The organism is Gilliamella sp. Imp1-1 (assembly GCF_001690415.1).
Taxonomy (GTDB): Bacteria; Pseudomonadota; Gammaproteobacteria; order Enterobacterales; family Orbaceae; genus Gilliamella; species Gilliamella bombi.
Genome location: NZ_LZHK01000037.1, coordinates 1 through 13,991, shown reverse-complemented (window position 1 = coordinate 13,991; position 13,991 = coordinate 1). Strand labels below are relative to the sequence as shown.

The 13,991-nt window shown below is 35.5% G+C and carries 11 protein-coding genes, 1 pseudogene and 1 riboswitch; of the genes and pseudogenes, 7 read left to right on the top strand and 5 right to left on the bottom strand.

Annotation, left to right across the window (positions count from 1 at the left end; translation table 11 throughout):
- Positions 1-385 precede the first annotated feature (385 nt).
- Entirely contained in the window at positions 386-1,951 is a 1,566-nt protein-coding gene (locus tag A9G38_RS03435; RefSeq protein ID WP_176713223.1) for a hypothetical protein, read from the top strand.
- Between the two features lie 207 nt (positions 1,952-2,158).
- Here the strand turns inward: A9G38_RS03435 and pssA are convergent, their stop codons facing one another.
- Positions 2,159-3,514 carry a CDP-diacylglycerol--serine O-phosphatidyltransferase gene (pssA, locus tag A9G38_RS03430; protein ID WP_034910709.1) on the bottom strand — a complete coding sequence of 452 codons (1,356 nt, stop codon included), beginning with the start codon at positions 3,512-3,514 and terminating at the stop codon, positions 2,159-2,161.
- Between the two features lie 181 nt (positions 3,515-3,695).
- Positions 3,696-4,748, bottom strand: a complete 1,053-nt coding sequence (ydiK, locus tag A9G38_RS03425) for an AI-2E family transporter YdiK (RefSeq protein ID WP_051634168.1) — start codon at positions 4,746-4,748, stop codon at positions 3,696-3,698.
- 100 nt (positions 4,749-4,848) lie between these two features.
- Between ydiK and eco the strand changes: the two genes are divergently transcribed.
- From eco to ribB, 6 genes and pseudogenes are all read left to right on the top strand, one after another.
- Complete coding sequence (gene eco, locus A9G38_RS03420; protein WP_034910714.1) at positions 4,849-5,343, top strand: serine protease inhibitor ecotin; 495 nt, start codon at positions 4,849-4,851, stop codon at positions 5,341-5,343.
- 339 nt (positions 5,344-5,682) lie between these two features.
- Positions 5,683-6,792, top strand: coding sequence for an extracellular solute-binding protein (locus A9G38_RS03415; protein WP_034910715.1), 1,110 nt, complete (start codon positions 5,683-5,685; stop codon positions 6,790-6,792).
- Between the two features lie 100 nt (positions 6,793-6,892).
- Positions 6,893-8,029: a putrescine ABC transporter ATP-binding subunit PotG gene (gene potG / locus A9G38_RS03410; protein ID WP_034910718.1), complete on the top strand. Its 1,137-nt coding sequence runs from the start codon at positions 6,893-6,895 to the stop codon at positions 8,027-8,029.
- Positions 8,030-8,350: 321 nt separating this feature from the next.
- Positions 8,351-9,220, top strand: a pseudogene (locus A9G38_RS03405) (ABC transporter permease subunit); the annotation flags it as partial.
- 243 nt (positions 9,221-9,463) lie between these two features.
- Positions 9,464-10,222 carry an ABC transporter permease subunit gene (locus A9G38_RS03400; protein ID WP_141671718.1) on the top strand — a complete coding sequence of 253 codons (759 nt, stop codon included), beginning with the start codon at positions 9,464-9,466 and terminating at the stop codon, positions 10,220-10,222.
- A gap of 110 nt (positions 10,223-10,332) precedes the next feature.
- Positions 10,333-10,510, top strand: a riboswitch (FMN riboswitch).
- A gap of 161 nt (positions 10,511-10,671) precedes the next feature.
- A complete protein-coding gene (gene ribB, locus A9G38_RS03395) occupies positions 10,672-11,319 on the top strand; it encodes a 3,4-dihydroxy-2-butanone-4-phosphate synthase (RefSeq protein ID WP_034910722.1) in 648 nt (215 codons plus the stop codon).
- A gap of 122 nt (positions 11,320-11,441) precedes the next feature.
- On the opposite strand, the gene A9G38_RS03390 is transcribed toward ribB, so the two are convergent.
- Genes A9G38_RS03390 through A9G38_RS03380 form a run of 3 tightly spaced genes read right to left on the bottom strand, consistent with a single transcriptional unit; the run spans position 11,442 to position 13,673 of the window.
- Complete coding sequence (locus A9G38_RS03390) at positions 11,442-12,542, bottom strand: amidohydrolase (RefSeq protein ID WP_034910725.1); 1,101 nt, start codon at positions 12,540-12,542, stop codon at positions 11,442-11,444.
- Positions 12,543-12,556: 14 nt separating this feature from the next.
- On the bottom strand, positions 12,557-13,024 hold the full coding sequence (locus A9G38_RS03385) for a YjiG family protein (protein ID WP_034910726.1): 468 nt from the start codon (positions 13,022-13,024) through the stop codon (positions 12,557-12,559).
- Positions 13,017-13,673 (bottom strand): nucleoside recognition domain-containing protein, encoded by a 657-nt coding sequence (locus A9G38_RS03380; protein ID WP_034910728.1) that lies wholly within the window; start codon positions 13,671-13,673, stop codon positions 13,017-13,019. Before A9G38_RS03380 ends, A9G38_RS03385 begins: the two co-directional genes overlap by 8 nt.
- Positions 13,674-13,991: the final 318 nt, after the last annotated feature.

The following is a 13,991-nucleotide window of genomic DNA, read 5'->3' as shown; positions in this document are numbered from 1 at the left end:
ATATGGCATGAGTAATTTGACTTTTATAAATGACGATAAAATATAGCGAAAAAATATTTACGCTAAGTTTTTTGTAATGTTTCAATCGTATTCAAGACATTACAATAAATTAACAAAATACTAGCTCTTTAGTGTTTAACCAGCTATAATTTCGACGCATTATTTAGTATAATAATGCTTATTAAATAAGCAAATAATCATAAAAACACAAATAAAACAACGAATTACTTGACAGGTAGAATGTTATGCGATATCATAATAGGCACCAGGCACCAGGCACCAGGCCTGGCAACCCTACGCCTTAAATCTTTTTCAATTTCACAGTAGTCAAAAACAGATTCGATTCTTATTTTTATCACCAAATCTATCGAAATCGATAAAGTTGTTGGCAAGGGTATCTTTGATTTTTAGATTGCTATCCAAGTCACCGCTGGTTTTTGCTCCATTGCTTTTATTGCCTTATTCGCTGAGCTCGCAGGCGTTATCGGCAAAGACATCACAGGTCATTCAAGGCTCTGCACCATATTTAAGTATTGATGGTGTAACTAAAGTTGTTAGTATGGAAGATTTATTGGGTATAAGACTACCAAATATTAGTTATATTCCTCAGGGAGCAAATAGTGCACTTTATCCCAATGCAGTAATAGATCAATCTAACGTAGATGCACCAATTGAAATGCCAAATATAACAGATACATTTGCTGATATACAAGCAATAGTACCATTGGTAAATTACCCAAGAATTCAATTAAGCGAATTAATGGATTCACCTTATAATTATGGTCGAGACGATGATGGCGATGATAATATAAATGCAACAGGAAATTTAACCATAAAATGGCAAGATAAAAATGGTACAGATATTACAGGAGAAGTTAAAGCAAATCCGAATAGACGGCTAAATCTTTGTGATGGGCCTTATAAACTTACCTTAACAGCAACTGCAAGCACCTTATCGACGCAGTATGGTGTTCCCAATAGTAGCAATTTTACTGGTAATGAGCATAGTTACTATATTAATGCCAATATGAATAGGCCAGTTGCTTGCTATGCGCAACCAAATTTAGCTTACGATGACCATGCTTTTGGTACTACCATTTGGGATATGGATGGTCCAAATTGGGTTTCGTTAAAAGGGTTTAAAGTCACAAATAATAGCAATATAGCAGAAAACTTTCCGACGACAGGATCTGATAGGTTATATTTCTATTTATTATTGGGAGGAATCTCTCCTGAACAAGTTATAGCTGCAAATGGTACAACGGTGAGTGCGGTTAGCGGTAGTGGTGTATCATTATCGTTAAGCAAAGAGAATACACAACATTGGGCTATTGACACTGATAGGATATGTAGAACTTGTATTAGAGATGGTAACCTTTATCCTGGTGGCGAACAAGCACTAAAGATTATATTAAAAGGCCCTTCGATAAATTCAAGTAATAAGGCTTTTTCCCCTTCGTTATTTAAGCTTTACTCTGATGTAAATCATACAAAATTACTGTATAGCTTTAAGATAGAACGTTGGTATATCTCTCAACCAGGAATCACAGTAAGATATGGGTATGCGGATGCTCAAAACTTTTGTCGTAATTTAGGTAATGGTTATCGAATTCCCGATATAAATGACTATACCAATGGGAATGGAGCTGGTTGGACAGAAGGTTTACCTGGAAGAAGTATTAATAACTGTCAACGAAAAGTCAGTTATAAAGATATTAGCGGTAAATGGGTTGGCGGACTATTTAACGAGTGGGGTTTTACTGCCAATACTATGAATAATTTCTATGAAGGTAGTGATTGGAATCTCAGTATTGGTAACAACTGGGCTAATGATACAGGATATTGGGCTAATTCATATAATGGCAGTCTATATGGTGTTTATTCAGCCGATGGGGGGATTTTTCTGCAGAGTACAGCTAATAGTCACTTTATGGCTTGTGTTACCCCTTAATTCTATATGTGCTTTTCTTGTTAAAGGCGATATTGCCTTACTGCAATGATTAGAACGCACCTATCTGTAGACCTTTAATATGAAGTCTAGATCAAATTTGCGCTTTTGTTGTTAAACAGCAAAAGCGCTTTTTTCTCAAAATTAGTTGAAAAAATATTGTTTTTATTATGTTTTTTAAGAAACCTTTTCTTTCAAAACATCTTACCTTTACAACAACCGCTTAATAAGCCTATCCACTTTAATGCGGCTCAGTCGCTTTATCAACTTATGAACTTGACTTGGATAAAATTGACTCGCTTGGATTTGTTGAAAATGTGTGATCAATGTGGTTTTTTGACGAATAGTGTCAAGTTCTTGGTTAAATTTATGGCTTAATTCTTGCTTTGGATCATGTATTAATATGCCATTTTCCAGATCAAGTCGCCAAGCGCGTGGATTTAGGTTGTTGCCTGTTATAAGTACCCAAGTATTGTCCACCCAGATACCTTTAAGATGATAGGTTTGCTCTCCATCCTTCCACAGACGTATGATAAGTTGCTCTTTGTCAATAAAAGATTGTAGGCGCTCAATAAAACTTCTTAAATTGATTTCGTATAAGTAGGGTAATCCACCTGATATGTTAAAAGGTTGGTCTGGTGGAATATAAAAATCATTGGCTTCTTTATCACCAATAATTAGTTCAACTTGGCGACCTTTACGAAGCAAGCGAATGATATCGCGAACTAGGATGTTAGGCAAATTAAAGTACGGCGTGCAAAATATGATTTTTTGTTCGGTTACGTTGATTAAATGATGAATGATTTTGTTGAGCGAGTTATTTCGGCCAAGCCCCATTATTGGTGCAACCGATAAGGTGTTGTTGTCGGTATTGCTATTATATTGATAGCCGGTATTCATTAAGTGTTGGCGTAGCTCTTTAATTTCAGACTTAATTTGTTTGCGGGTTTTATGGGTGCCAGTATTAAGTAGTTGCAACGCTTGATATGGTAAAAAGTGGTCGTGAATAAACTGCACCATGCTGTCTGCTAATAGTGGGTTAGTAATAAAGTGATAACGGTCGAAACGGTATTTTTCACGCTTGTGTAGGTAGACGTTATTAATGCTAGCCCCACTATAAATGACAGTATTATCAATAATAAAACCTTTTAAATGCAGTACGCCTAGTACTTCACGACGATTGACAGGTACACCATAAATAGGAATGTCAATATCTGGATATTGCTGTTTTAGTTGGTAATAATAATTGGCGTTGGTATGGGCTTTTTCTTCGCCAATTCTACCCCGCTGTGCACGGTGCCAGTCAACAAATATTTTGATATCTAAATTAGGGCGTTGCCGTTTGATTTGGTACAGTTCATTAAGAATTTCTTGACCAGCCTCATCTTGCTCTAGATAGAGCGCAACTATATAAATTCGGTGCTGGGCTCTTTTTATACTTTCAATTAAAGCCAGTCGATATGCTTTTGGAGTATAGTAGATATGATATTGCTTGGCATCTTGCTGAATTTTACCTAATTCGTCAAGATGCTTTTGGTGATTGTATTTTATAAATGGTATTCGCATGATTTTTTGTTATTATAACTGTCAAGTTACTTTAGAAACTTGTTTTCTAATATAAGCTAAGCCAGTAAAAATAACACTCCTTTTAATTTGTATGCATTTTAGCTCAGTTGCTTTAAGTCATGTAGCGTATTTAGCAACTTGTTTATGCTCTTATGCTTCTTACTGGGTGATAATAAATTGTTTAAGATTGTTCATCAACCCAAGTTTGAATTATTTTGTAAGTTAAAGCTAGTACGACAGGACCAATAAATAATCCCATTATACCAAATCCAAGTAAGCCACCAATCACACCAAATAATATAAGTAAAAACGGTAAATTGGCACCTTTTTTTATTAAGTAAGCTCGCATTACGCTATCTAAGGTGGTTAAGATAATTGCCACAACAATTAATACGATACCAGCTATGGTGTTGCCCGCCCAAAATTGCCAAAAAATGCACCCAAGCATTACAATCACGGGACCAATTTGTGCGACACAACAAATAAATAAAATTAGAGTGAGTATACCTGGTAACGGCATGTCGGTTAATATAAAACTTAATCCACCAATTAAAGCTAAGGTAATGGCAGTAACCACAACACCAAGAGCTACAGCTCGAATGGATTGTCCTGCTAATGTGACAGTGATTTCGCCATATTGTTTTGATAATCGGTTGGCTAGTAGGTAAACGTATTTGGTGATACTTTCGCCTTTTAAAAATAGTAATAGACTAAAAATAATCATTACACCAGCATGAAAGATAAATAGTCCAATATTAGTGGCTTGCTCAAGTAGCCAACTTATCATGGTGCCAATATAAGGTTGTATGCTTGAAACTAAATCAGAGCCATCAGTTTGTATTAAGTTTAACCATTTTTGGTGTAGTTCAGAGCCAAAGGCAGGTACGCTTTCAAGCCAGTCAAATGTTGGTAGTTTTTGGTGAGATAGCGTTTTTGCCCATTCAATAAGATGGTGACCGTTTTGTGCTACCGAGCTAATAATTAATATGAAAGGTATAATACAAACAAAGGCTAATATTAGGGCCATTACTAGTAGTGATAGCCAGCGTTTGTTAAATAATTTTCGTTGTATTTTTATCATTAAGGGCCAAGTGGCAATTACCACCATCACCGCCCAGAAGAAACCGAATAAAAAAACTTCAACAACACGATAGGTAATAATGATTAGTAAACCAATTATTAACAGGTTTAAAATCAATTTAAGTAAATCGGTAGTATTTTTTTCTGCTGGCATTTTTACACCAATTTTATTAATCTAGATGGTGTTATTATACGCATTATCACTGAAAATTAATACGATGGTGTTTATGATTAATTAGTTAAAGGAGATAAAAATGAAAAAATTATTGTTATTAACATTATTAGGTGTAGCATTAACAGCATGCGCAAATTCACAAAAAACGCAACCTGTTGCACAAAGTGTCAATGATATAGCGCCATTCCCTGCAGCTCAAGTTGGCTATACTCGTTATGCTATTCATTTACCAACTATTGCTAATGAAAACAATGCGAAAGTTGAGGTGATCATTGGTAAAGAAATGAATGTTGATTGTAATTTGCAAAATTTAGGTGGTGTAGTTAAGCAAGAAGAGCTTAAAGGTTGGGGATACTCTTATTACGTAGTTGAAAAGACTGTTGGTAACATTTCAACATTAATGGCTTGCCCTGAAGGTACTAATAAAAATCAATTTGTGACAATCAACCATAATTTAGGTTTGTTTAGCTATAACAGCCAATTACCGTTAGTCTTTTATGTTCCGAACGATTTGCAAATTAAATATCGTGTTTGGCAACCAAATGCTAAAACTATGCAAGCAAGTGCTGAATAATTTTGTTATCTAATTGTTAATTGGTTGTTCCTTACTCCTTGGGTGGTTAAAATACAACCACTCAATCCTTAAACTTTCAATATTTGATTTTTTAAGTGGACATCTTTAAAAAAAAAGGTATTTTATCCCTCGTAATGCAAGGTTAGCTCTACTAGTTCATTTATTTTATTAATGACTTGTGATTGCCTGATTACCTCGGTTTCGCTAGATGGTTGTTACTTTGATAATTTTTATTATTGTTAACAATGTCGATAGTAAAATTTGGGGGTCCGTTGTGTCTTTGCAATGGGCTTGTGTCTAACATGTAATATCCCTACAACTAGAGGAGAAGTGGTGAGCATGTTTACTCAACGTAAAACAATTCTTTCAATCGTGGCTGGTGTTTCACTAGCGTTATCTCAATCTGCTATAGCTAAAGATCGTGTCGTACATTTTTACAATTGGGCAGGGCAAATTGGTTCTAATACGATTTCTGATTTTGAAAAATCGACTGGTATTAAGCTGGTTTATGATGTTTATGATTCTAACGAAGCTCTTGAAGGTAAATTAATGGCGGGTCATTCTGGCTTTGATGTGGTTTCGCCTTCAGATAGCTTTTTAGCTAGACAAATTAAATCTGATATCTATCTTCCATTAGATAAGAATAAATTGCCTAATTGGAAAAACTTAGATCCTAATCTAATGAAATTAATGGCAACGCATGATCCTGATAATAAATATGCTATCCCTTATGTATGGATGACAACAGGTATCGGTTATAACATTGATAAAGTTAAAGAGCGTCTAGGTGATAATGCACCAGTTGATAGCTGGGATTTAGTGTTTAAACCAGAAAATATGGAAAAGCTAAAAGATTGTGGTGTGGCATTTTTGGATGCGCCTACTGAAATTTTTGCTAGTGCTCTTCAATATTTAGGTAAAGATCCAAATAGTACAGATGCCAAGGATTATACTGGTGCTGCCTATGAGCTGTTAGAAAAAGTTCGTCCAAATATTCGTTACTTCCACTCTTCACAATATATTACCGATCTAGCTAATGGCGATATTTGTGTGATTTTGGGTTGGTCTGGCGATATTTTACAATCACGAGATAGAGCTAACGAAGCAAATAACGGTGTGCATGTTGGTTATCAGATACCAAAAGAAGGTGCTTTAGTCTTTTTTGATACTTTCGCTATTCCAAAAGATTCAGCAAACCCAGATGAAGCTCATGAGTTTTTAAACTTTGTTATGAAACCAGAAATTGCAGCGCAAGTTACTAACGATGTTAACTTTGCTAGCGCTAATCAGGTTGCTAATGAAAATTTTGTAAAACCAGAAGTGAAAAATGATCCAGCAGTTTATCCAAAACCAGAAGTGATGAAAAAACTATTCACTTTAAAAGTTAAAGATCCAAAACTTGAGCGTGTAATTACCCGTACGTGGACTAAGCTCAAAACTGGTAAATAAGCGATATTTTGTATATCGAGTCTTAACTAATAATCCAAGACGGAGAGGCTATGAGTCTTTCCGTCTCGTTTTTTTGGCTTGTTGTTATGAGGAAAAAAGAGTGAACGATAAAACAACAAATCAGGTACAGCCTAAAAAAAAGATGATAACTCCTTTATTGGAGATCAAAAATTTAACAAAAGTTTTTAATGATGATTATTATGCCGTTGATGATGTAAATTTGACTATATATAAAGGTGAAATCTTTGCATTATTAGGCGCATCTGGAAGTGGTAAATCAACATTATTGCGTATGCTAGCTGGTTTTGAGCAACCGACTTCGGGGCAAATCATTTTAGATGGAAAAGATTTATCACAGGTTCCGCCTTATAATCGTCCTATTAATATGATGTTCCAATCGTATGCTTTATTTCCTCACATGACGGTTGAACAAAATATTGCCTTTGGCTTAAAACAAGATAAATTAAGCAATAGCGAAATTAAACATCGCGTTGAAGAGATGTTAGCACTTGTACATATGGAGCAATTTGGTAAACGTAAACCACACCAATTATCAGGTGGTCAGCGCCAACGTGTAGCTTTAGCAAGAAGCTTAGCCAAACGACCAAAATTATTGTTACTTGATGAGCCAATGGGTGCACTTGATAAACAACTTCGAGATCGAATGCAACTTGAAGTGGTGAGCATTTTAGAACAAGTGGGTGCAACTTGCGTTATGGTTACCCATGATCAAGAAGAAGCTATGACTATGGCTGGTCGTATTGCTATTATGAATAAAGGTCAATTTGTGCAAATTGGTGAGCCAGAAGAAATTTATGAACATCCAAATAGCCGTTATAGTGCTGAGTTTATTGGTTCGGTTAATATTTTCGACGGTATCTTGCAAGAAACGTTAGAAGATGGTTTGATTTTGAGTTGTCCTACTATTAAACATCCATTTAAAGTCGATTATGATTCGCCTGCGGTTGAAGGCGTGCCGATTAAAGTTGCTTTGCGCCCGGAAAAAATTCAATTATGTGAACAATTACCTGAAGATGGTTATAACTGCGCTACAGGTGAAGTTGTTGAAATCGCTTATCTTGGGGATTTATCGATTTATCATGTCAAATTGCCAAGTGGGCAAGTTATTATTGCACAATTGCAAAATGAGCATCGTTATCGTAAAGGAATGCCAACTTGGGGTGATATAGTTAACTTAAGTTGGGAAGTTGACAGTTGTGTTGTGCTTACTGAATAAACAAAAGAGGATATCATAATGCGATCCATTGTATTAGGATTGTTGTTAAATGCATTTGTGTTGCTCAATGTTTATTGGCGTTTTGTAACAACAGGTGCATTTGACAATTTATTTTTAGATGCGCTATTTACCGCAATGACATTGAGTTTTTTATTGTCATGCTTTGGTTGTTTTTTAGCGCATTATAGGCCGTCTAAATTTGCTTATCGGCTTATTATTGCTGGCAGTATTTTATTTATTCCAGCAGGATTAGTTGTAATTTTTTATACATATAAAAAATTGCGTCAACAACGAGATGATTCGGATTTAATGACTCTTTATGGACGGTTAACCGTAATTGCGATCCCTTATTTATGGATGCTATTACTGTTTTTGTTACCATTTTTAATCGTATTTAGGATCAGTTTTTCTGAAATTGCTTTAGCTGTACCACCTTATACTGATTTGTTAAGTTATGACGATGGTTTGCTTAATATTACGTTAAATTTTGGCAATTATTTAAATCTAATTAGTGATACGATTTATATTGATTCGTATTTGCAATCACTCAAGATTGCTGCGATTTCAACCGTGCTTTGTATTTTAATTGGTTACCCGTTGGCTTGGGCTATTTCTCAGTGCAAACAGTCAACCCGTAATATTTTATTGTTGTTAATCATTTTACCTTCATGGACATCATTTTTAATTCGTGTTTATGCGTGGATTGGTATTTTGAATCCTAATGGTTTATTAAATCATTTTTTAATGTGGTTAGGGATTATTGATCAGCCTTTGATTATTATGAAAACCTACTTTGCTGTATATATTGGTATTGTTTATTCTTATTTACCATTTGTGGTATTGCCAATTTATACGTCGTTAAGTAAGGTCGATTCAACGTTAATTGAAGCAGCATTAGACTTAGGTTGTAAACCAATAAAGACATTTTTTAAGATCATTGTACCTTTAACCAAAAATGGGGTGATTGCTGGGGGGATGTTAGTGTTTATTCCTGCTGTAGGTGAGTATGTGATCCCTGAATTATTAGGCCCTTCAGAAGGGATTATGATTGGTACACAGCTTTGGACTGAGTTCTTTAATAATCATGACTGGCCAGCTGCCTCGGCTGTAGCTAGTGTGATGTTGATGATATTGATTGTGCCTATTTATTATTTCAATAAATTCCAAAATCGACAAATGGGAGGTAAATAGATGAACAATTTGCCCGTTATTATGCGATCGGCTTTGATTGTTTTTATCTCGTCATTGCTTGGTGCGATTTTATTGAGTATTTTAATTTCATCATCGGGATTATCGCTTTTGAGTGAATGGAGCTTTTACTATAGCTGTTTTGTTTTTAGTTTCATTATTACCGTTTTAGTTACCATTGCATTGCTATTCCGGTGTTTGAAAGGACTTATCTTTTTGGTGGTATTTTCGTTTTTATATATCCCAATGGTTATTTTGATTGTTTATTCGTTTAATAGCTCGCGTTTGGTGACAGTTTGGGCGGATTTTTCGATCAAATGGTATTTTGAGTTAATTAATAACGAAACATTACTTAAAGCTGTTGGGCTAAGTTTGTCTATTGCTGCAGGTGCTGCAACTTTTGCTGTTGTGCTTGGTACATTAGCGGCTTATGCTATCATTCGTTTTAGAGGATTCCGAGGCTCTAATTTATTTTCGTTTATGACTACAGCACCGCTGGTTATGCCAGATGTTATTACTGGTTTGGCTTTGCTGTTGTTATTTGTGGGAATGGGACAGGTACTTGGTTGGCCAAAAGACCGTGGCGCTATAACTATTTGGATGGCTCATGCTACATTTTGTACAGCTTATGTGACTGTGGTAATTAGTGCTAGGTTGCGTGAATTAGATAAGTCAATTGAAGAAGCTGCATTAGATCTTGGTGCAAATCCTTTAAAGGTATTTTTTATTATTACACTACCAATGATAGCACCAGCGTTAGTGTCAGGTTGGCTTTTAGCATTTACATTGTCACTTGATGATGTGGTTATTGCTAACTTTGTGACTGGACCAGGTGCTATGACGTTACCTAAATTGATATTTTCAAAAGTACGTTTAGGGGTTGATCCTCAGGTTAATGCTTTAGCAACAATTATATTGCTAATTGTTGGTATTATTGGCTTTATTTCGTGGCTATGGATGCGTAAAGCCGAACGGCGTCGCATAAGTGAAACTCGTAGGCATTAATTAAACTCTGCTCTTTCTATTATTGCCGCTGTTTGCGGCAATATTTTCGTTTTAAAACTCCGTGTCTTTTTTATCATTTTGTATTATAGTGTGGTTCGTCAACTTTTTGGCAAAATTCTCAGGGCGGGGTGTAAGTCCCCACCGGTGGTATAGCCCACGAGCGCTTAATTTATTTTGTTAACTGTGGTAGTTGTTTTATTGCTCAGTTAGATTTTGATAGATTAAGGACAAGCAGATTTGGTGAAATTCCAAAGCCGACAGTAAAAGTCTGGATAAAAGAGAGTTGCTTATCTTTCCAATATTTGCTGAAAGGCAAAGTCATGCTGGTCAAGCACTGCCCTGATTCTGGTATTTTATTTATACTTAATTAATTAGATAGCAAATAGCCATTTGATTTTAATTAGATAAATAATGAAATAAATGAGTTAATAAAAATATAGGTATTTACCATGAATCAGTTTAATTTAAATAAATTTGGAACGCCCATTGAACGTGTTAAAAAAGCAATTGCTTCTATTAAAGCCGGTCAAGGTGTACTAGTTTTAGATGATGAAGATCGCGAAAATGAAGGTGATATTATTTGGGCTGCCGAGTCTATTACCAGTGAACAAATGGCTCTAACTATTCGTTACGGCAGTGGTATTGTTTGTTTATGTTTGCCTAAAAAACGCTGTGATGAGTTAAATTTGTCTATGATGGTAGAAAATAATACTAGTAAAAATAATACAGCGTTTACCATCTCAATTGAAGCGGCTAATGGAGTTACAACAGGTGTATCAGCCGCTGATCGCGTTACGACTATTAAGGCTGCTGTGAATGATAATGCCAAACCAAGTGATCTTAATCATCCAGGGCATGTGTTTCCTTTAGTTGCTAAAGAAGGTGGTGTATTAATTCGCCGAGGTCATACTGAAGCATCTATTGATTTAGTAACATTAGCGGGTTTAAAGCCTGCCGCAGTACTGTGTGAGTTAACCAACGACGATGGCACTATGGCAAGAGCGCCAGAGGTTGTTAAATTTGCTAAAAAGTATCATATGCCAGTTGTGACGATCGAAGATATTGTTGAATATCGTAACTATTTGGCATTGAAGTGAAAATCTTAACTTAAAAATGTTAAGTGCTTATCAACAGTATTATACAAGTTAGGGAAAGATCCTTTGTTTGTGATTTAAATCATCTTCCGCCGAAGTAAGGTATCGGCGGAATAGGGTGGAAATTAGCCAAGTACTTTTAATGCACAAGCTTTGGTTATTTTGACTCCATTTTCTAATGCTAAAGTGTCAAACTTCATTTCAGGATGATGTAATCCTGGCGTTAGATCAGCTCCTAATCCCCAAAAACCAGCTTTGACATTACGTTCACAAGGATAATTGAAAAAGTCTTCTCCACCTGGGGTGAAAATAGGCTCTTTTAGCCCCTCTTTGCCAAGTACATCGACAATGGCTTCGGCAATAATTTTTGTGACATCATTATCAATTTCCGCGGCTGGAATTTCTTTAGTGACATTGATATCCACTTTCGCACCGATAGATTCAACACTGAGTTTTATCGCATTTAACGTTTTGGCTTTTAGTTCATCCATGGCTGGGTTAGTTGGCGCTCTTAGATCCCAGCATACATATGCTTCAGATGGAATAGCATTGGTGACTCCAGCATCGCAAATGCAACGTGTGGCTTTAACACTATAGTTTAAGTTAGGTGCAAGGTGAATGGTATTAACTGCTTGAATGGCCAGTGTTGCTGCATCAAGGGCATTAACGCCTAAATGAGGTCGAGCACCATGTGCTGGGATACCATGAATATTTACTTCAACTGTGGTGGATGCTGAATAATACATTGCCGCTGCAGCAAAGCCTTTTGGACATTCATCTTTTGGACGTAAATGTAAACCGATAATCATATCAACATCATCAATAGCTCCTCCTTCAATCATAGCTAAAGCACCTGTTCCAAGTTCTTCGGCAGGTTGAAAGATGAGTTTCAATCGACCTTTTTTGATGTTACCTTCTTTTATTAACTCTTGTGCCGAGCTTAATAATATTGATGAATGGCCATCATGACCGCAGGTATGTCTTGCGCAAGGTTCGCCGTTAATAATATGTCCTAGAGCATCCATATCTGCCCGTAAAGCGAGTGCAGGGCCAGGTTTGCCGCTATCGTATTGCGCAACAATTCCTGTTGTGTTATTGATGTTGCGAGTTACTTTATAGCCTGCTTGTTCAAGTTGCTGTGCGATATATGCCGATGTTTTGTGTTCTTCAAATCCCAACTCTGGAATTTGGTGTAAATATTGATAATGTTCTAATACGTTAGACATGCTTATCTCCTTTATTAAACAAAAAATTGCATAATAATCATTGAAACTAATGCATTAAAAATACTGGTTAACATGAGTAATGGCCAGTATTTTTTTGGTACATCGGCAACGCCTAATAATCGTCCCATATATTGTAATTGTGAGCCCATTAAGAAAATAGCTGGGGCTAATATGGTTATTGCTGTTGGATTGATTGTTCCTGCAGTAAATAAGTTAACTGCTACGCCTGTACCTGCTGATGCTGATAACCATGCAGTTAGTAATACGGTAATTGCTTCGCCCGGTAGGCCAAAAATCTCCATTACTGGTGCACAATAAGTTCCTATTAATTGCATTATGCCTAAACGTTTTAGAATTTCGGTGATTACAAATGCCATTAAAATATTGGGCATTAAATTGTTAATAGCAATGTTGAATCCTTTGCGAGCACCAATTACAAAGATATCTAAAGGGTTATTAGTTTGTTTTTGCGAATTACTCATTGATAAAATCCTTTTTATAAATTGAATTTAATACTATACGAACCATTATTGCGCCTACAAATTTAAGCACTAACATGATGACAAGAGGAATAAAAATAGCTACAGTCATTGAGGCAAATAATGCCGAACCAATCGAGAAGTAGTTATTAATTAAACCCGCACCAGAATATTGCCAAGCACTAATAATGATAAGGTCTTTTTTAGTAATTTGCTTTTCGTCATATAACTCTTTAGTTAATACAGCACCAGCATCAGTGCTTTGTAGGTCGGTAATTAATGCAAGTCCAGTTTTACCTGGTACACCTAAAATTGGTTTTAATAATGGTGTTAATAATTTATGTGCAGCACGAATGGTGCCGTAATGGGTAAATATTTCTAACACGCCTAGCGCTAACATAACCGTAGGTATAAGTGATAAGGCGAAAATAAAACCAGCTCTTGCACTGTTACCTCCTTCACCCACGAAAGTATTTTTTTCAGGATGTAGCATAGTGCCAAATTTGCCGCTTAAACTGGTAAAATCAAACGCTCCAAGCCATTCTTTACCTTCTACATTAAAAAATAAGCCTGAAAAAAATAAAATTGCTACTATTAGTGATATATAGGCTTTTATACCAACTTTAAATTCATTATTTGTCTTTTTTGACATGCTAGCTCCCTTTTTCCTAATGTTTAAAAAATATTAAGTATTGTCACAATTAACAATATTTAATAAGTACAAAATGTTTATTATACAATTTAGTTAAAAAATGCCTAAAAAGTGTTTTTTTATCATTCTATAACGATTTTAAGTTAAATTAAAAAAGATATAACTTTTTTAATTTTTTTCTAGGGCGTGTTGATCTTTCATGATTATTTTTTAGACGGCATGATGTGAGTTATAATAATTCAGCCAAAAACAACCATAACTCGATTCATCATGCCAAGAACAATGCTAACAGATAAACGGTGGGAAAAGCTACTACAA

Bases quoted from the DNA above. Each gene is read 5' to 3' on its own strand.
- A9G38_RS03385 (WP_034910726.1), bottom strand. From the start codon at position 13,024: ATGAGTAATTCGCAAAAACAAACTAATAACCCTTTAGATATCTTTGTA.
- A9G38_RS03415 (WP_034910715.1), top strand. From the start codon at position 5,683: ATGTTTACTCAACGTAAAACAATTCTTTCAATCGTGGCTGGTGTTTCA.
- A9G38_RS03400 (WP_141671718.1), top strand. From the start codon at position 9,464: ATGGTTATTTTGATTGTTTATTCGTTTAATAGCTCGCGTTTGGTGACA.
- ydiK (WP_051634168.1), bottom strand. From the start codon at position 4,748: ATGCCAGCAGAAAAAAATACTACCGATTTACTTAAATTGATTTTAAAC.
- eco (WP_034910714.1), top strand. From the start codon at position 4,849: ATGAAAAAATTATTGTTATTAACATTATTAGGTGTAGCATTAACAGCA.
- ribB (WP_034910722.1), top strand. From the start codon at position 10,672: ATGAATCAGTTTAATTTAAATAAATTTGGAACGCCCATTGAACGTGTT.
- pssA (WP_034910709.1), bottom strand. From the start codon at position 3,514: ATGCGAATACCATTTATAAAATACAATCACCAAAAGCATCTTGACGAA.
- A9G38_RS03380 (WP_034910728.1), bottom strand. From the start codon at position 13,673: ATGTCAAAAAAGACAAATAATGAATTTAAAGTTGGTATAAAAGCCTAT.
- A9G38_RS03390 (WP_034910725.1), bottom strand. From the start codon at position 12,542: ATGTCTAACGTATTAGAACATTATCAATATTTACACCAAATTCCAGAG.